14 protein-coding genes and 1 pseudogene are annotated in these 18,339 nt (G+C 69.4%); 5 read left to right on the top strand and 10 right to left on the bottom strand.

Annotated features, from left to right (window positions below):
• A complete protein-coding gene (locus J9315_RS11625) occupies positions 1 to 1,755 on the top strand; it encodes a cobalt chelatase (protein ID WP_211977927.1) in 1,755 nt (584 codons plus the stop codon).
• Between the two features lie 70 nt (positions 1,756 to 1,825).
• Here the strand turns inward: J9315_RS11625 and J9315_RS11620 are convergent, their stop codons facing one another.
• The 7 genes from J9315_RS11620 to J9315_RS11590 form a co-directional block, all read right to left on the bottom strand.
• Positions 1,826 to 3,412 (bottom strand): APC family permease, encoded by a 1,587-nt coding sequence (locus tag J9315_RS11620; protein ID WP_211977926.1) that lies wholly within the window; start codon positions 3,410 to 3,412, stop codon positions 1,826 to 1,828.
• 16 nt (positions 3,413 to 3,428) lie between these two features.
• On the bottom strand, positions 3,429 to 4,598 hold the full coding sequence (locus J9315_RS11615) for a phosphotransacetylase (protein ID WP_211977925.1): 1,170 nt from the start codon (positions 4,596 to 4,598) through the stop codon (positions 3,429 to 3,431).
• Between the two features lie 7 nt (positions 4,599 to 4,605).
• On the bottom strand, positions 4,606 to 5,979 hold the full coding sequence (locus J9315_RS11610; protein WP_249120894.1) for an aspartate aminotransferase family protein: 1,374 nt from the start codon (positions 5,977 to 5,979) through the stop codon (positions 4,606 to 4,608).
• Between the two features lie 171 nt (positions 5,980 to 6,150).
• A complete protein-coding gene (locus J9315_RS11605) occupies positions 6,151 to 7,668 on the bottom strand; it encodes a PLP-dependent aminotransferase family protein (RefSeq protein ID WP_211977923.1) in 1,518 nt (505 codons plus the stop codon).
• A 1-nt stretch (position 7,669) separates the two neighbouring features.
• Positions 7,670 to 8,554, bottom strand: a complete 885-nt coding sequence (locus tag J9315_RS11600) for a universal stress protein (RefSeq protein ID WP_211977922.1) — start codon at positions 8,552 to 8,554, stop codon at positions 7,670 to 7,672.
• A gap of 331 nt (positions 8,555 to 8,885) precedes the next feature.
• A complete protein-coding gene (locus J9315_RS11595) occupies positions 8,886 to 9,728 on the bottom strand; it encodes a fumarylacetoacetate hydrolase family protein (RefSeq protein WP_211977921.1) in 843 nt (280 codons plus the stop codon).
• A 58-nt stretch (positions 9,729 to 9,786) separates the two neighbouring features.
• Positions 9,787 to 10,665: a VOC family protein gene (locus J9315_RS11590; RefSeq protein WP_211977920.1), complete on the bottom strand. Its 879-nt coding sequence runs from the start codon at positions 10,663 to 10,665 to the stop codon at positions 9,787 to 9,789.
• A gap of 97 nt (positions 10,666 to 10,762) precedes the next feature.
• Between J9315_RS11590 and J9315_RS11585 the strand changes: the two genes are divergently transcribed.
• Positions 10,763 to 11,482: an FCD domain-containing protein gene (locus tag J9315_RS11585; protein ID WP_211977919.1), complete on the top strand. Its 720-nt coding sequence runs from the start codon at positions 10,763 to 10,765 to the stop codon at positions 11,480 to 11,482.
• Positions 11,483 to 11,509: 27 nt separating this feature from the next.
• On the opposite strand, the gene J9315_RS11580 is transcribed toward J9315_RS11585, so the two are convergent.
• Positions 11,510 to 12,481, bottom strand: coding sequence for a helix-turn-helix domain-containing protein (locus J9315_RS11580; protein WP_211977918.1), 972 nt, complete (start codon positions 12,479 to 12,481; stop codon positions 11,510 to 11,512).
• 171 nt (positions 12,482 to 12,652) lie between these two features.
• Here J9315_RS11580 and J9315_RS11575 point away from each other — a divergent pair, with 171 nt between their 5' ends.
• The 3 genes and pseudogenes from J9315_RS11575 to J9315_RS11565 all read left to right on the top strand — a co-directional run bounded on the left by J9315_RS11575 (position 12,653) and on the right by J9315_RS11565 (position 16,479).
• The gene (locus tag J9315_RS11575) at positions 12,653 to 14,482 is read left to right on the top strand and encodes an FAD-dependent monooxygenase (RefSeq protein WP_211977917.1); all 1,830 of its coding nucleotides are present in this window, start codon (positions 12,653 to 12,655) and stop codon (positions 14,480 to 14,482) included.
• A pseudogene (locus tag J9315_RS11570) lies at positions 14,479 to 15,543 on the top strand (maleylacetate reductase); the annotation flags it as partial. The gene J9315_RS11575 and the pseudogene J9315_RS11570, both read left to right, overlap by 4 nt.
• 30 nt (positions 15,544 to 15,573) lie before the next feature.
• Positions 15,574 to 16,479, top strand: coding sequence for a dioxygenase (locus J9315_RS11565; RefSeq protein WP_211979309.1), 906 nt, complete (start codon positions 15,574 to 15,576; stop codon positions 16,477 to 16,479).
• An 86-nt stretch (positions 16,480 to 16,565) separates the two neighbouring features.
• Here J9315_RS11565 and J9315_RS11560 read toward each other — a convergent pair whose 3' ends face one another.
• Both J9315_RS11560 and pdxA read right to left on the bottom strand, forming a co-directional pair.
• Positions 16,566 to 17,288: a DeoR/GlpR family DNA-binding transcription regulator gene (locus tag J9315_RS11560; RefSeq protein WP_211977916.1), complete on the bottom strand. Its 723-nt coding sequence runs from the start codon at positions 17,286 to 17,288 to the stop codon at positions 16,566 to 16,568.
• Positions 17,288 to 18,334, bottom strand: coding sequence for a 4-hydroxythreonine-4-phosphate dehydrogenase PdxA (gene pdxA / locus J9315_RS11555; protein WP_211977915.1), 1,047 nt, complete (start codon positions 18,332 to 18,334; stop codon positions 17,288 to 17,290). The genes J9315_RS11560 and pdxA overlap by 1 nt, the downstream gene beginning before the upstream one ends.
• Between the last annotated feature and the right edge of the window lie 5 nt (positions 18,335 to 18,339).

Here is an 18,339-nt window from a genome sequence, read left to right as displayed (position 1 = left end):
ATGGGCCCGTCGACCCGACCGCGAGGACACCGCGATGATGCCGGCCGGTCCCGCTCGCGGGGCGCCGACGAGCAGCGACGCATCGACCGGACACTGGCAGGAGTGCTGCGGGCGCTGTCGGGAGACCCCGACCTCGACCGCTGGGGCGCCCGTCCGATCGACACCCACGGGAGACTTCCCCTCAACGCGCCGCACCTCTATCCCTCGTTGGCCGATGCCGGCCTCTCCTCCCTGCGCGGAGCCGCCGATGCGATGGCGCTGCGGATGCGCCACAGCGACCTCGGCGAGCACAGGTCAGCGCTTCCGGACTCGACGGCAGAGCGGCTCGTCGTCGAGGTCCTCGAGCAGTTCCGGTGCGAGGCCCTGACGGACCTGCCCGGGGTGCGACAGAATCTCGCGCAGCGGCACACCGAGTGGTGCCGGGAATTCCTCGGTTCGCGCCTGCACGAGACCCACCAGGGGATCCTCCTGCTCACGATCACGGTGGTCGCGCGCTCGACGCTCACCGGAGAGCCGATCAGCGAGGACTGCGTCGATCTCATCGAGGCGACCCGAGCCGATCTCGCCGCCGACATGGGTGAGCTGCTGGTCCGCCTGCGGCGGACGCGGACGTCGCAGGCGGCGTTCCTTCCCGCTGCGCTCGACTTCGCCGCCTTCGTCGCGGCGCGCATGGCCGAGAACGAGGAGCAGTGGGGCCAGGGCCCCCGACCGCGCCGCGGGGTCACCGCCTCGGCGTTCTCACTCGTGCTCGATGTCTCCGAGAGTCCCTTCGCCGCTCCCGGCGGGTCGCCGGAGTCGCCGGGAACGGCCGGCCGCGGCTATTTGATCTGGGACGCGAGCTTCGACACCACGCGTCACATCTGTGACGTCGTCCGCCCGGCGCAGCTGCGCGATCTGCGTCGGCAGCTCGATGAGCAGACACAGGACCGACGAGCGCCGGTGGCGCCGATCATCAGCCGACTCCAGCCCGTCGTCGCCGCTCCGGTCGAGGTCTGCGACCTCGAGGACGGAGAATCCGGCGTCCTCGATCCGCGCCGACTCTCCCGCCTCATCACCTCACCGGGGGAGCGCCGTGTCTTCAAGGATGTGACGACGACGGGTCAGCCGGACACCGCGGTGGCGTTCCTGCTCGACTGCTCGGGGTCGATGAAGCCCCACGCCGCCGGACTCGCCGCTCTCCTCGATGGTCTCGTCACGGCCCTCGACCGTCTCGATGTCGTCACCGAGGTCCTCGGCTTCACCACCGGCGCATGGAACGGCGGACGACCGAAGAGGTCCTGGCAGAGGTCTGGGTCGCCGGCCGGCATCGGTCGACTCAATGAGGTCGACCACCTCGTCTTCAAGGACTCCGCCACCACTGCCCGCCGGGCCCGCTTCGCTCTCGCCGGCCTGCTCAAGCGCTCGCTCTACCGGGAAGGCGTCGACGGGGAAGCGGTGCGCTGGGCGCTCACGCGCCTCGACCAGGTCGATGCCGCGCGCACCGTGCTCGTCGTCATCAGCGACGGCAGTCCGGCAGACGGGGCGACCGCGGAGGCCAACGACGAGGACTATCTCGCGCGGGACCTCGCTGCGACGATCACGGCGGCGGCGCGTCCGGACCGTCACCTCATCGGAGTCGGCCTCGGGTGCGACGTCTCGGACTTCTACCAGTCGGCGATCGCTCTCGACCCGGAGACTCTGGGCGATCGCGCCTCGACCCGCGCGGTCGTCGAGGCGCTGAGAACCGCGCTGGGACGCCACGGCGGTCATGTCTGAGCGTTCCCCGGCTGACCGGGTGCTCAGGCATGACCGCCGTGGCGTGCGGACTCTCGACCCGCGAGCACTCTCATCCCTCGCGTGAGGTCCCGTCCTCGGCCTGCGGCAGTGCGCCCTCACGGCGCAGCTGCGCGCGTTCTCTGAAGCGGGTCGGTGCCGGACGCTCGGTTCCGAAGACGAGCATGTCGACCTGAGCGTCGGTGAGGCGGCGGTTGTGCCGGATTCGGGAGACGAAGAAGACGATGCCGATGACGATCCAGACGGCCAGCGCGATGAGGGACTCCCTGCCCAGGGCTCCGGGCGACCCCGGAATGAGAAGCAGGCCCATGAAGAAGAGCGCGATGACGGCGCCGAGACCGCTGAGGATCTTCTTCACCGTCGAGTAGGTGCCCGGCAGAGCATCCGCGGCCGGAGTCTCGCTGCTGGGACGGAAGATCCGGAAGGCGCACAGACAGGTGTAGAGGTAGGCGATCGTCACGCCGATCGAGGACATGTCGACGACCCACGTGAGTGCGGCGCGGCCGAACCATGGGCTGATGAGGCAGATGAGCATGACGGCGAGGATCCCGATGTGCGGGGTCTTGTACTTCGGGTGGAGACGGGCGAAGACCGGCGGAATCATCTGTGCCCGGCCCATCGCCAGGAGGATGCGACTGGCGGAGACGTAGAAGCCGTTGAGGCCGGTGCTCACCCCCATCGTGATGGCCACGGCCAGCAGGAACAGACCGGAGCCGCCCATGATTCCGGTGACCGCCTCGGCGGTGCCCCACGCCGATCCGGACGTCGCGAGCTCCTGCCACGGTTCGGCGACCGCCACGGCGAAGACCATCGCCATGTAGAGGGCCGCGGCGGCGAGGATGGCGAGGATGATCAGCCGCATCGCCTTGCTCGGGGAGAAGTCGAACTCCTCTGCGGCCTGGGGGACGTTGTCGAATCCGATGAAGGCCCACGGGGCGATGGCGACGATGGCGAAGATCGCCGCCGACGGGTTGACACCGTCGGGCAGGCTCGGCGACATGTTCGCCATGACGGAGACCGGACTGGCGAGCACGGCGATGAGGATCGCGGCGACGGCGACCATCATGATCACGCAGGCCCAGAACTGGATGCGGCCGGAGATCGCGCTGCCGCGGATGTTGAGCAGGGCGAACACGACGAGCGCGGTGATCGAGATGAGGACCTCCGGCAGGTAGACGTCCCATCCGGCGACCGTGTAGAGATATCCGGTTTCGATGATCGAGGGCATGAGCGTGCGGAAGAGGAGCGCCAGCGCCGAGGCGTTGAGGGCGACGATGCAGATGTAGCCCAAGGTGAGGAACCATCCTGCGAAGAACGCCTGCACGCGACCGAAGCCGATGAGCGCGTAGGCGAGTTCACCTCCGGAGACCGGGAAGGTGCGGATGAGGAAGCCGTAGCTGACCGCGATGACGATCATCAGCGCCGCACCGATGCCGAAGCCGGAGAGCACGCCCAGCGGTCCTCCGGTGGCGAGCCAGTCCGTGGGAAGGATGAACGCTCCCCACCCGACCGCCGAGCCGAGGGCGATGGCGAAGACCCACTGCGGTTTGAGCGTCTTCGCGAGCCGCTCGGGCTGATCGTGGTGTGTGCTCACGGCAGGTGCTGTCTGCGGGGTCGAATGCTCTGTTGACTCGGACATGGAACCTCTTCTTCAATCACGAACGTGTGATCGTTCGGCGCGGTGAATGGGAGCGCTGAGGGCGGGTGCCCGTGGCGCCGGTGCGCCGCGCGGCCGCACGTTGAGTGGGATCTGCGCCGGAGGGCCGGTCGCGGCCCTGCGTCGTCAGATGCTGGAGGGCGGTGATGAGGGCGACATTGACGATGTCGGTTGCGCTCGCCCCGCGGGACAGGTCGTTGACAGGCGAGGCCAGGCCCTGGAGCAGCGGCCCGAAGGCCTGTGCATGGGCGAGGCGCTCGGCGATCTTGTAGCCGATGTTGCCGGCGGCGAGATTGGGGAAGATGAGCACATTGGCGTGCCCCGCCACCGTCGACTCGGGCGCCTTGGCGCGCGCCACGGAGTCGATGAGGGCAGCGTCGAACTGGAGCTCCCCGTCGACCTCGAGATCGGGGTGCGCGGCGCTCAGAGCTGCTGTCGCCGAGCGGATGATCTCGAGGTCGGGGTGTTCGGCCGAGCCGGCGGTGGAGAACGAGAGCATCGCCACCGCCGGCGACTCCCCGGTGATCGAGGTGAAGGTGTCCGCGGTGGCGCGGGCGATCGAGGCGAGCTCGGCGGCATCCGGGTTCGGCACCACGGCGCAGTCGCCGAACCCGAGATACCGGCCGTCGGCGAGCTTCATGAGGAACGACGAGCTCAGCAGCGCGGTGCCCGGAGCCAGACCGAGGATCCGCAGCGCCGAGCGGATGACGTCGGCCGTGGGGCGCGTCGCACCGGCGACGACGACGTCCCCGATGCCGGCCGCCGCTGCGGCCATTCCCAGGTGGACGGGATCGCTCAGCCAGGAGTCGGCCGCTCCCGCATGCCGTCCCACCGCCTTCGCCCGGATGACGGCGCCGGCCGCACCGTGGGCGAGATCGGCCGCCTCGACCGTCGGGAGGACCGGCCGACGTGGCCCGTCCTCACCCCGGAGGGCGCCGACGGTGCCCGCATCGCCGATGAGCACGGGGGCCAAGCCGAGGTCGGCGAGCACACCGGCCGCACGCACCACCCGCTCATCGTCCCCTTCGGGAAGGATGATCCGGGGTGCGGGCAGCCCCGCGCCCTCCTCGCGCACTCGCGTCACGAGCAGATCGTCGATGCCGTCCGGCGTCGCGGTCGGCTCCCCGGCGAGGTCGGGCGCGGCGTCGGCGACCGGTGAGCTGCTCATCGTTGCCTCAGACCGTGGTGAGGAGTGAGGCGCCGAGGTGGGCGTCGACTGCGCTCATCACGTGATCGACCTTCGTCAGCAGGTCGTCGAGGACGTCCTGGTCGGCGGTCAGCGGCGGGGAGAGCACGAGCATCGTCGCTCCGCGGTTATCCGGCCGCGTGATGAGCTGAACCTCTCTCATCGCCGCGGGGATCACCTCGGTGAGGACGGTCTTCGACTGCTCCGGGGTGAGTTCGCGACCGGTCTCCCGATCGCCCATCATCTCGATGGCATAGAAGAATCCGGCCCCCCGATACTCCCTGATGCTGCGATGGTCATCGACGATCCGGTCGAGGCCGTTCTGGAAGTAGGGTTCGAGGCTGCGGACATTGCCGAGCACGTTCTCGTTCTCCACGGCCGTCAGATTCGCCACGGCGACCGCGGTGCTCACGGGGTGTCCGCCCCAGGTGGCGCCGTGCGTGAACAGGCCCGCCTGCGGTGAGGACAGCACGGCCTCGGCCAGCGGTCTGCGGATGATGACCCCGCCCAGGGGTGCGTAGCCGGAGGTGGAGCCCTTGGCGAAGGTGATGAGATCGGGGACGACGTCGAACTTGATCGAGCCGAACCACTCGCCGAGGCGCCCGAATCCGGTGATCACCTCGTCGGCGACGAGCAGGATCCCGTGTTCGTCACAGATCCTGCGCAGCTCCTGCCAGTAGCCGTCGGGTGGAACGAGAGCGCCGCGGGAGTTCTGCACGGGCTCGGCGAAGAGCGCGGCGAAGGTGTCACCGCCCTCAGCTTCGATGAGCTCGCTGATGGCGCGGATCGAGGGAAGATCCGCGGCGGTGCCGCCTTCGGGGATCGTCTCGCCGAGGGTGTTGGGGACATGGAAGACGCCCGGCATGAGATCGCCGAAGGGTGCCTTGTAGGCCGGGATCCCCGTCACGGCGAGGGCCCCGAGAGTCGTCCCGTGGTAGGCCATGTCGCGGGCGATGATCTTCGTGCGCTGCGGTTCGCCCTGCGCGACGTGGTACTGGCGCGCGAACTTCACGGCGGACTCGACGGCTTCGGACCCGGAGTTGACGAAGAACACGGTCTCGAGGTCGCCCGGGGCGTGCTCGGCGATGAAGGTCGCCGCGTCGATGGCTGCCGGGTGGGCTGAGCCCCAGTTCGTCCAGTAGGCGAGTCGGCTCATCTGCTCGAACGCGGCCTGCGGGATGTCCGTGCGCCCGTGTCCGATGTTGACGCAGAAGAGGCCGGCCAGGCCGTCGAGGTAGCGGTCGCCGTTCTCGTCGGTGAGATAGCTTCCCTCACCGCCGACGATGATCGGCAGACTGTCGTCGTTCCACACCTTCCCGGTGGTGAAGTGGGGGAACAGGTGCTTCTGTGCACGGCTTCTCATATCCGAGTTCGTCACGCGACTCTCCAATCCTGCAGTCGTGGCCGCCACGACGGTGTGTGCGGCCGGGATCATCGGTGGAAGTGATCCTGGTCTCACTCTGGTGCCGACGGGCCCGGGGCTGAAGTCCCAATCCGGTGGCATTTCTTTGGTACCAGCGCAGGGATCGGCAACTCAGCTGGTCAGAGGACTGCCGAGCAGGGATTCGAGCGCGATTCTCAGCTCCTTGACACCGGCGGGGATCGCATCCAATCCGATGACGGAGAAGCCGAGGCGGAAGTGGTTGCGCGAGCCCTGCGGATCGAGGAAGAACGCGTCACCGCCTTCGATGACGACTCCGCGGCGCAGGCATTCGGCGGCGAGGTCGCGGGCGTCGAGTTCGGGCGGACCGGCGATCCAGACGCTCACCCCGCCGGCCGGGAAGGGGATCGTCCACGGCAGCTCGGCCGTCAGCGCCTCGGTCAGGCGCAGCCACTTCTGCCGCAGGTGGGTGCGGCGGCGGACGACGGTGCGCTGGTACTGCCCGGATTCGATGAGCAGACCCATGGCGCGCTGGGTGTGCCCGGAGACGTGGCGGATGGAATAGCGGCGGTGGGTGCGCAGCCGTCGGATGAGCCCGGAATCGGCGACGATGTAGCCCAGCCGCAGACCGGGAGCGAGGAACTTGGAGAACGACCCGAGGTAGATGACGTGATCGGACCCCGACAGTGCTTTGAGTGCAGGGGTGGGCTTGCCGCGGTAGCGGAACTCCGAATCGTAGTCGTCCTCGATGATGAGCGAATCGGCGGTGCGTGTCTGCGCGAGGAGGTGTCGCCGCCGTGCCGAGTCGAGGGTGACGTTGCTCGGGCAGTGATGGCTGGGGGTGACGTAGAGGAGGTCGGGCGGGCTGTCGGGCACGACCATTCCCCGGCGGTCGACGGGGATGCCCTCGAGGCTGCCTCCCATCCGGGCGAAGGAGTGCTTGGCATCCGGGTATCCGGGGTCTTCGACTCCGACTCGCATCCCGGGGCGGATGAGCATCTGCGCGAGGAGATCGAGCCCCTGCTGCGAGCCGGCGGTGATGAGGACGTTCTCCGCGCCGACGTGGATGCCGCGCGCCGGCAGGATCCGCTGGCACAGCATGTCGACGAGCATCGGATCGTCCTCGTCGACGGCATCGCGCACGGAGTGCCAGAGATGTTCGGGATCCATCGCGGTGCGCAGCGCCTTCGCCCAGGCGAGGCGGGGAAACTCCTCGGGATCGATCTGGCCCGCCACGAAGGGGTACGGGCGGGAGCGCCAGTCCTTGGGCTTGACGATCTCGGGCAGTGCGGCGTCCGCCCCCACGCGCACCTTCGCCGCCCAGTCGATCGACTCCGCTCGATCCGGCACCGGCTCGGTCGCGTCCGTCTCTCCCTCGACGAGCTCGCGATTGACGAAGTGGCCGCTGCGCGAGCGGGCTTCGACGAGCCCGCTGGCGACGAGTTCCTGGATCGCGGCGTTGACGGTGTTGCGGGAGACTCCGATCTCGCGGGCCAGAGTCCGGGACGACGGCAGGGGAGTGTCGAGGTTGAACGCTCCGGACATGATCTGATGCTCGAGGGCTTTCCGCAGCTGCCGGTAGAGGGGTTCATCGGCAGCGGCGCTGATCTCGATCGGCGATCGGATCTCGGTCCGGCGACGGTCGTGCTGATCGTCGGAAGTCGCGCTCATCTCAGATCGGCTGGGACGGACTGTCCGCACCGTCGAGGGGATGGTACCGGGGGATGACGACCATGGGCACGGGCAGACTGCGCAGCATCTTGTTGGCGGTGGTGCCGAGGAAGATCGTGTGGCGCTGCGCCAGACGGCTCGAGCCGATGAGGACGATCTCCCCCTCGCTCCAGTCGAGGCTCTCGATCGCGGCCTCCGTCGAGCGCCCGCGAGCGATGTCGGCGGAGACGTCGACGGCGCCGTCGACGCTGGCCGATGCCTCCTCGAGCACGCGTTCGGCGTGCTTGTCGGGGGCGTTCGCCGCGGGGACGGCGTCGAGGGAGACGAGCGAGATGATCCGCAGAGGGACGCGATGGAGGACGGCGGAGTCGACGGCCACCTGGAGCACCGCCTCGGCGCCGGTCCGCGTGCCCAGCGCACACGTGATGCGGGTGAGATCGCTGGGCGGCAGGTAGCCTGCCGGAGCGAGGGCCACCGGAGCGGTGGCGGTGTGGAGAAGCGCATTGGCGACGGATCCCACGGTGAAGCGGCGGAACGGTCCGTGACTGGCCGCTCCGACGATGATGAGATCGGTGCGCCTGGCGGCGGCCACCTCGAGGATCCCCTCCGCCATCGAGTCGGCGAAGTGGATCGTCGCGCGCGCCCGCAGGGTCTTCGGGATGAGGAAGAGGGACTTGGCCATCCACTCCTCGGCTTCGTCGGCCTTGAGGCGCTGGTACTCCCGCTCCTGAGGAGTGGCGGCATTGTCCGGGTGCGCACCGCTGATGACGTGGACGAGATCGATCTCGACCGCACCGGGGTCGTCCAGCGACTGCGCCAGGGTCGTCGCCAGAGAGATCGCGTCGCGGCCTCTGCTGTCCTTCGTCAGTCCGACTACATAGCGCATGGCTCACCCTCCGGCAGGTCGAAACGAGTCGGCACTGAGAACGTCGGTGTTCGCGCCGATGCTCGCCACTATAGGGGCGAGGGCGAAGCGATCACAACCTCGTTCGGCATGAGAGATGAGCAAAGGCAACTTGGTTTCGAATTCTGCGGAGATTCTCCTCGCAGCGTTCCGGTTTTTCGAGAGAGCACGCACCGGCTAGTCGAGAGAGCACGCAGAAGGGGGCGGAGGCCTGCGCCTCCGCCCCCTCTCATGCCGGGACGAACCTCTGGAGTCACGACGATCGTCTCGTATCAGGACGAACCCGGTGCTCCGACTCGATCGGACCCAGGACTCAGCCGACGAACTCCTGGCGGATCGTGCCGATGCCCTCGATCGTCGTCTCGAGGACCTGCCCCGGCTGGATGAGCTTCGGCGGTTCGCGGGTGAAGCCCACGCCCGACGGGGTGCCGGAGAAGATGACATCGCCGGGATGGAGGGTGAGGATCTCCGAGAGCTTCTCGACGAGCGACGGCACATCGAAGAGCATCTGGCTCGTGCGACCGTCCTGGACGACCTCGTCGTCGAGCTTGTCGGAGATCGCGAGGTCGTCGCGGTTGGGCAGCTCATCGGGGGTGACCAGCCACGGCCCGGTCGGGGAGTAGCCGGGGTAGGACTTTCCGAGCCCGAACTGCGGGGCCGGTCCGTCGAGCTGGATCGCGCGCTCGGAGAGGTCCTGGCCGACGGTGACGCCGGCGACGTAGTCCCATCCGGTGCCATCGGCGATGTCGTGGGCTTCGCGTCCGATGACGATGACGAGCTCGGCCTCCCAGTCGTTGCGGCCGTCGGCGACGAGCTTGACGGTCGTGTACGGACCGGTGAGCGAGGACTGGAACTTCGGGAACACCGGCGGCAGCTTGTCCGGGGTGTCGAATCCGCTCTCGGTGACGTGCTCGGCGTAGTTGAGTCCCACGCCCATCGACTGCAGCGGACGCGGGGAGACCGCGCCGAGCTGCTGCGGGTCGATGGTCACCGTCTCGCCGGAGGCCTCGGGCGCCCAGGCGAGGAAGTCGTCCCACTGATCGTAGACATCCTGGATCTCGGGGCCGAACCGGCCGTCGCTGGCAGCGGCGACATCGATGCCCTGGTTGTCGCCGGTGACGATGACGGCGCGGGAGTTGTGGTTGGCGAGTTTCATGGGTGTCCTTCTCTGTTGTTGACAGGTTGAGCTGGTGACAGGGTGGATGGGGCGGCGGTCAGCGCTGCCGGTTGGGGATCCCGTAGTCGAGGATGTCGGCGGGCACCTGACCGTCCCACTGGTTGATCCAGTAGAGGTCGTCGGGGTCCCAGTGCCGGGCGGGACGATCCTTGTCGCGGATCGTCTCCATGTCGCAGTAGTACTCGATGACCGCACCGGTCGGTTCGACGTAGTAGACGGCGACGTTGTCGCCGGCCCCGTGGCGCACCGGTCCCCACGCCAGGCGCGCACCCCGCCGGGCGAGGCGGTCGCCGAGGCGGACGAGATCGTAGACGTTCCCGGCCTGCCATGCGTGGTGGTGGATTCCGGTCTTGTTCGACGTGAAGATCGCGACCCCGTGGTGGTCGTTGTTGCACCGGAGGAAGAAGTGCTCGTTGCCGATCTGGTCGGAGACGGCGAAGTTGAAGACGTCCTTGAAGAACTCCGTCTGCGCCGGGGCGTCGAGGACCTGGATGTTCGTGTGCCCGAGCCGATCAGGAGCGGTCGTGCCCCGCTTGAGCATGCTGTAGTCGAGCTTCTCGGTGTAGATCTGCCAGGTGAAGCCCTCGGGGCCGACGAAGGCGAAGCCCTCCTCGATGTGGTCCTCGATCGGCTGCTCGGAGACGATCGTGTACCCGCCGCGGTCGACCTTCGCGCGGATCGCCTCGAGCTCCGCGGAGTTCTCGACGACGAGCCCCTGGTGGTCCACGGCGTCCTGGTCGGACTGCGTGTAGACGAGCTCGTGGTGCTTGTTCTGCGCGGTGAGGAACGCCTTCTTCGCCGTCGACTCCGTCTCGACGAGACCGAAGACGTCGACGGCGTTGGAGATCGAGGCGTGGAGGTCCCTGGTGAGCAGGGAGACGTAGCCGATTTCCGAGATGGATCCTTGTGCGGTCATGCCGTACTCCTCATTGAGCTAATCGATATAATGATTATGATGATTACGATATCAGTGAATCGTGGATAATCAAGGGTGACGTGACAAGGAGGTGGCGATGCCTGCGACGAAGCAGATCGCCGAGGCGGCGGCGACGTCCGCCGGGACAGCGGCGAGCCGGACGGAGACCGCGACGGCGATGATCATCGCGATCGCCCAGCGCCATGCGGCGGGCACGCGGCTGGGGACGAAGGAGACACTGCGCACCGAATGCGGGGTGTCCGTCGGCACCTTCAACGAAGCGCTCGCGCTCGCCCAGGCACGCGGATACGTGACGATGAAGCCCGGACCCGGGGGCGGCATCTTCGTCGACGAGCAGTCCGCGATCGCCCGCCTCGGCAACGCGATGCTCGCCCTCGACACCGCCGAGCCCTCCGTCCCCGATGCCATCCGCATCCGCGACGCGCTCGACCCGCTGCTCATCGACGACGCCGTGACCTCCGCGCAGCACGCCGACATCGCCGGGATGCGCGGGCAGCTGGAGAGGATGCGCGCGGCCCTCGACGCCGGCGAGCACCTCGAGTTCGCCCGGGCCAACTGGGCGCTCCACCGCGTCATCGCCGAGGCGTCGCCGAGCCAGATGCTGCGATCCGTCTACCTCGGCGTCCTCGGGCTGCTCGAGGACCACGCGGTGAGCATTGCCGGCAGCGCTGACGCTCCGCTGCCGGAGTACGTGCGGTCCCGTTACGACCTCCACGTCGAGATCGTCGACGCGATCGCGGCGCGCGACGGTGAGCGCGCCCGCGAGCTCATCGCCCTCCACAACCTCAACGGATGACACCTCGCTCACCGGGCGGGTCCCTGCTCAGCTGCCGGGCAGCGCGGCCGCGAGCTGTCGGCGGTGGCGCAGCGGAGTGACGGCGAAGCGGTCGCGGTAGGTGCGGGAGAACTGCGCCGCCGACCGGAAGCCGCTGGCTGCGGCGACCTCGGCCATGCTCAGGCCCGCGGCGCGCGGATCGGCGAGCAGTCCGGCCGCCGTGTCGAGGCGGGCACCGAGCACGGCACGGGGCACGCTCAGTCCCGCCTCGGCGAGGATGCGGGTCAGCTGCCGCTCCGAGACCCCGAGATGCCCGGCGATGCGCGCGGCACCGAGATCGGGCTCCCGGTGATGGTCGGCGATGACGGTGAGCGCCTCCTCGACGATGCTCCCACCGGGAGAGGCCGCGGTGAGCACGCTGCCGAGCAGGTCGAGGAGCCGCCCCTCAAGCGGCGCGCCCCCGCCGAGCCCGCGGTCGATGAGGCCCTCGGCCACCTCGGCGAAAGCCCTGCCCGGTGCGGTCGGGCTCGCGGAGTCGTCGAGGTCGAGGGCGGTCGGGGTCGGCCACGAGGACCGGCCGGTGAGATCGGTGAGCGTGCGGCGGGGAAGTCGGACGACGAGCTCATCGACCCCGGCCCCGAGGCTGCGCGCGAACGCGGTGTCACCGTCGACGACGATGCCCCGGCCAGGTTCCAGCGTCAGCTGTCCCGCCCGATGGGCGAACGTGCTCGCACCCCGCAGCGGCAGGTAGAGCAGCGCCCCGGACGCCGGGTGGCCGGCGATCTCGGCAGGCCCGCGCTGCACGGAATGCGGCGTGCCCGTGACCTTGGCGATGCGCACCTGCGGGAGGTCGAGGGTCGAGGTCACCGCGCGGAAGGCGGCGCCGCCGGCGGAGACGGTGCGCAGCCCCACGAGGGCCGTGGCATGGTAGGCCTCCCAGTCCGCGACGCGGCGCGCGGGAGGCGCGGCGTCGGTGGAGAACCGCGCGCGCACCGGTGGGTCTCCCGCGCTGGCGATCATGCCTCTCATCGTAGCCGTGCCGGCGTGAGCCAGATCTCAGCTTTTGACGATTTCGGCCACGATCACCTCGGCGAGATGACCCCGCGCACCGGCCCGTGCCACCCTCGAGGCCAGTCTGCAGCACACGACAGGAAGCGGAAACCACCGCACCACACGACAAGGAGAGTCACCATGGTCATCTTCGACGACGGAGTCGCAGAGACAGCAGCCCCGAAGGGGGACATCGTCGACACCGACGTCCTCATCGTCGGGTCGGGTCCGGCGGGGGCGTCAGCGGCGCTGTTCCTCTCGACCCTCGGGATCCTCAACATCATGATCACGAAGTACCGGTGGACGGCGAACACCCCGCGGGCGCACATCACGAACCAGCGGACGATGGAGATCTTCCGCGACGTCGGCATCGAAGACCAGGTCCTCGCCGAGGCGACCCCGCACGAGATGATCGGCGACACCGTCTTCTGCACGTCCCTCGCCGGTGAGGAGATCGGACGGATCCTCACCTGGGGAAACCACCCGGCCCGGCACGCCGACTACGAACTCGCCTCCCCGTCGCTCACCTGCGACATCCCGCAGACCCACCTCGAGCCGATCCTCGTGAGGAACGCGACGATGCGGGGCACGCAGGCCCGCTTCTCCGCCGAATACCTCTCCCACACCCAGCACCCCGACCACGTCGACGTTCAGGTCCTCGACCGCCTGACCGGCCGGGAGCTGACGATCCGCGCGAAGTACCTCATCGGCGCCGACGGCGCCCGGTCGAAGGTCGCCGCCGACATCGACCTGCCCATGGTCGGGGACATGGACATCGCCGGGTCGATGAACATCACCTTCACCGCCGACCTCGAGACGCTCGTCGGGCACCGCCCTTCGGTCCTCTACTGGGTCATCCAGCCGGGATCGAACATCGGCGGGATCGGCGCGGGACTCGTCCGCATGGTCAGGCCGTGGAACGAGTGGCTCATCGTCTGGGGCTTCGACATCGCACAGGGACCGCCGGAGGTCGCCGAGGCCGACGCGCTGCAGATCGTGCGCAACCTCATCGGCGACCCCGACCTCGAGGCGACGATCACCGGGATCTCCCTGTGGGGCAACAACGAACAGTATGCGAGCCGGCTCCAGTCCGGCCGGGTGTTCTGCGCGGGGGACGCCGTGCACAAGCACCCGCCGTCGAACGGACTGGGATCGAACACCTCGATCCAGGACTCCTACAACCTCGCGTGGAAGATCGCGGCCGTCCTCCGCGGCGAGGCCGGAGAGGACCTGCTCGAGACCTACAGCGCCGAACGCGCTCCGGTCGCCGAGCAGATCGTCACCCGCGCCAACAAGTCCGGTCGCGAGTTCGCCCAGCTCTTCGACGCCCTCGGGCTCACCCCCGACCAGACCGAGGAGGAGATGAACCAGGCGATCGCCGCCCGCAAGGACGCCACAGCTGACGGCGCAGCGGTGCGTGCGAAGGTGAGGGAGGCGATGGAGGTGAAGAACTACGAGTTCAACGCCCACGGCGTCGAACTCGGACAGCGCTACGTCTCCACGGCCGTCGTCGCCGACGACCGGGAGCCGACGGAGAACCCGCGCGACCCCGAGCTCTACTACCAGGCCGGCACGGATCCCGGCGTGCGCCTGCCCCATGCCTGGGTCGGCAACTCGCGGGAGAAGCTCTCCACCCACGACCTCGCCCCGTACACCCGGTTCACCCTCATCACCGGGACGACCGGCGCCGGCTGGGAGGAGGCGGCGCAGGCGGCCGGGCAGCGCCTCGGCGTCGACATCGGCACCGTCGTCATCGGTCCCGACCGCGACGTCACCGACCTCTACTTCGACTGGGATCGGCTCCGCGACGTCGCCGAGGACGGTGCGATCCTCGTCCGTCCCGACAAGCACGTCGCGTGGCGAGTGCCGTCTCTGCCCGACGACGCCGCCGACCAGCTCACCTCAGCTCTCGCCGCTATCCTGGCGACGAGACCGGCAGACTCCGACGAAAGGCTCGGTGACATCGCATGACCTTCGATTTCACGCACACCACCCTCGGCCAGCGCGTCGTCTTCGGCACCGGGCAGGCCGCTGCCGCAGTCGCCGCAGAGGTCGAGCGCCTCGGGGCCGAACGGGTCATGGTCATCGTCTCCGGATCCGCCGCGGACAAGGTCACCGACTTCACCGACCACTTCCCGGTGGCTCTGTGGCACCGGGAGGTCGTCATGCACGTGCCCGCTGAGGTGGCCGATCGTGCCGTGGCCGCCGCCGAGGTCGGCGACATCGACCTCGTCGTCAGCGTCGGCGGCGGTTCGGCGACAGGACTGGCGAAGGCGGTCGCGCTGCAGACGCGGATCCCCGTCATCGCCGTGCCCACGACGTTCTCCGGCTCCGAGGCGACGAACGTGTGGGGGCGCACCGAGAACGGCCGCAAGCGCACCGGGGTCGATGATGCGGTGCTGCCGCGCACGGTCATCTACGACGCCGACCTCCTGCGCGACCTGCCCCACGACCTCGCCGTCGCCTCGGGCCTCAACGCCCTCGCCCACTGCATCGACTCGCTGTGGGCCCCGGCCGCCGACCCGATCAACCGGGCGCTCGCCCTCGAAGGCATCCGGGCGCTGCGCGAGGGTCTGCCGCAGCTCGGCGCGGAGTCCTCCGCACTGACAGGGCTCGAGTCCACGCTCTACGGCGCCTACCTCGCCGCCGTCGCCTTCGCCTCGGCGGGATCGGGCATGCACCACAAGATCGCCCACGTCCTCGGCGGCACCTTCGACCTCCCGCACGCCCAGACCCACGCGATCGTCCTGCCCTACGTCCTCGCCTTCAACGCCCCGGCCGTGCCCGAGGCCGAGGCGCGGATGGCGGAGGCGTTCGGAGCCGAGACCGCGGTCGCCGGACTCCAGCGGCTGCGCGAGGCCGTCGGCGCCCCGCGGGCACTGTCGGAGCTCGGATTCGCATCCGGTGACATCGCCGAGGCGGTCGACCTCGCCCTCGAAGCGATCCCCGACGACAATCCCCAGCCGGTGACGCGGGAGAATCTCACGGCGCTGCTCACCGCCGCCTGGCGCGGCGACGACCCGCAGACCGTCGCCCCGCAGGGTTCGGCGGGCGGGACCGGCATCGCCGCCGAGGCGGCCGGGGACGGTGCCGGACTCACCCCGGCCGAGGTCGAGGAGAAGCTCATCGACACCGTCATCGCCTCGTTCTCCGGCACCCCCGATGACCGCCTCCGGCAGCTGATGACCGCCGTCGTCACCCACCTCCACGGACTCATCCGCGACGTGCGGCTGACCGAGGACGAATGGAACCGGGCGATCGGCTTCCTCACCGATGTCGGACACATCACCGACGACCGCCGGCAGGAGTTCATCCTCCTCTCCGATGTCCTCGGCGCATCGATGCAGACGATCAACGTGAGCAACCAGCCCTACCGTGACGCCACCGAGGCGACGGTGTTCGGACCGTTCTTCGTCGACGACGCCCCGCTCATCCCTGCCGGTGGGGACATCGCCGGGGGAGGAGTGGGAGAGCCGTGCTGGGTCGAAGGCGTCGTCCGCGACACCGCCGGGGCTCCCGTGCCCGGTGCCCGCATCGAGGTCTGGGAAGCCGACGAGGACGGCCTCTACGACGTCCAGCACGATGACGACCGCGTCTACGGGCGGGCGCATCTGTTCTCCGACGACGACGGGTCGTTCCGGTTCTGGGGGCTCACCCCCACTCCGTACCCGATTCCCGACGACGGACCGGTGGGGCGGCTGCTGGCGGCGACGGGGCGCTCTCCGATGCGGGCGAGCCACCTGCACTTCATGGTCACGGCCCCGGGTCTGCGCACGCTCGTCACCCACATCTTCGTCTCCGGAGACGAACTGCTCACCAGCGATTCGGTCTTCGGCGTCAAGGACTCCCTCATCAAGGACTTCGCGCGTCAGCCGGCGGGCACCCCGACCCCCGACGGCCGCGACCTCGGTGACGTGCCGTGGTCGCGCACGCGCTTCGACATCGTGCTCGCACCCGCAGGCGTCTGACGACGCCTGCGTGACGACGACGGGGTGACGTCGACCTGGTGCAGATCGTCGAGCGAGGGCGCGTGGGCGTCCGGCGACGCCGCAGTTCACCCGGTGGCTCGCGTGCCGGTCTCGTCGATCCAGATCCACCCGTCGGGCAGCGGCGCCCAGGCCGCGACCTCGCGACCGGACTTCGAGGAGTCGGCGAGGACGACGACGCTGCGGGCGCGCTCGGCGATGAGCTCCTTCGTCCTCGCCTCGGCGAGCGTCGGCTCCCCGATGCCGACGTCCGGGTCGACGGCATCGGCGCCGAGGAACGCGACGTCGACGTGGACGCGCGCGAGCGCATGGTCGCTCAGCGCCCCCGTCGTCCCGTGTGAGAGCGTCGAGACCTCACCGCCGACCATGGTCACACGCGGACCGTTCGGGTGCGCGAGCGTCAGCGCGATCTCGAGTCCGCGGGTGATGACGGTGAGGTCGTCGCGGTCGCGGAGGCGCTCGGCCACCCGCACGGTCGTCGATCCGGCGTCGAGGAAGATCGTGCGCACCTGCGCGCTCACGTGGCTCAGGGCGTGGGCGGCGATCGCGTCCTTCGCCTCGGCCTGCTGCTCCATCCGCTGACCGAGCGGGGGCTCGACGTACCCGGCGGCGGTCGCGCCGCCGATCGTGCGGATGACCTCGCCGGCGTCGGCCAGTTCCCGCAGATCCCGCCGGATCGTCGACTCCGAGGTTCCGAGCTCGGCGGCCAGGCGCGGGATCGACCACGCCCCCGACTTCAGCCGGGACCGGATGGCGTCGCGGCGCTTGGCCGTGCCGCTGCGGACGGCCATCACCGCGGCAGGTACTCCGCGCGGATGCCGTCGACGAAGGGCGCATAGCCGATCGCCGCACGGTAGGCCGAGCGCATCGTGCCGGCATCGGCGAGTCCCTGCCCGGCGATGTCGAACGCCGTGCCGTGGTCGACGGAGGTGCGCAGGATCGGCAGGCCCACGGTCACGGAGATCGTGCCGTCGAAGTCGTACGTCTTCGAGGCGATGTGCCCCTGGTCGTGGTACTGCGAGAGGATCCCGTCGAAGCGCCCGATCAGCCCCTGGTGGAAGACGGAGTCGGCGGGGATGGGGCCGGCGACGTCGAAGCGACCGGCGGCGTTGACGGCCTCGACGGCGGGGCGGAGGATCTCGATCTCCTCGTCCCCGAATGCCCCGTTCTCCCCGCCGTGCGGGTTGAGGGCGGCGACGGCGAGCCGCGGCGCGGTCACCCCGTAGAGCTGCAGGGCGCGATGGGCGCGTTCGATCGAATCGATCTGCGTCTCGACGGACAGCGCGTCGATCGCCTTCCGCAGCGACATGTGCCGCGTGGCGAAGAAGATCTGGAGCTTGTGGTCGGGGACCTTCGCGTTCTCGACGACGAACATCGTGTCCTGCTTCGTCACCCCGGTGAGCTCGCCGAGCATCTCCGTGTGCCCGAGGTGCTCAGAGCCGGACTGCCACACGGCCTCCTTGTTGATCGGTCCGGTGACGATGCCGGCGATCTCCTCATCCATCGCCGCCCTGGTCGCGACTTCGATGGCCGTGACCGCGGCACGGCCGGCGCGCGCGTCGACGACGCCCCAGTCGGGCAGGTCGGTGCCACACACGCCGATGTCGAAGACGTCGATGACGCCCTCTCCCGCCGAGGCGGTCGCGAAGTCGGTGATCGGGCGGAGTTCGACGTCGAGGCCGAGGACGGCGACGGCGCGTCTCATCACGGCGAGATCGGCGACGGCGACGCCGTGCTGGTCGTCGCGGGCGGAGAACTCCGCGAGCACCTGGGCGGTGATCTCCGGGCCGATCCCGACGGGGTCTCCCACGGTTACGGCGAGGACGGGTGCGGTCATGTCAT

It is taken from the genome of Brevibacterium sp. W7.2 (assembly GCF_018137945.1).
Lineage (GTDB): Bacteria > Actinomycetota > Actinomycetes > Actinomycetales > Brevibacteriaceae > Brevibacterium > Brevibacterium sanguinis.
Note: the sequence above shows the minus strand (reverse complement) of the source record. Positions and strands in the feature narration are given on the sequence as shown.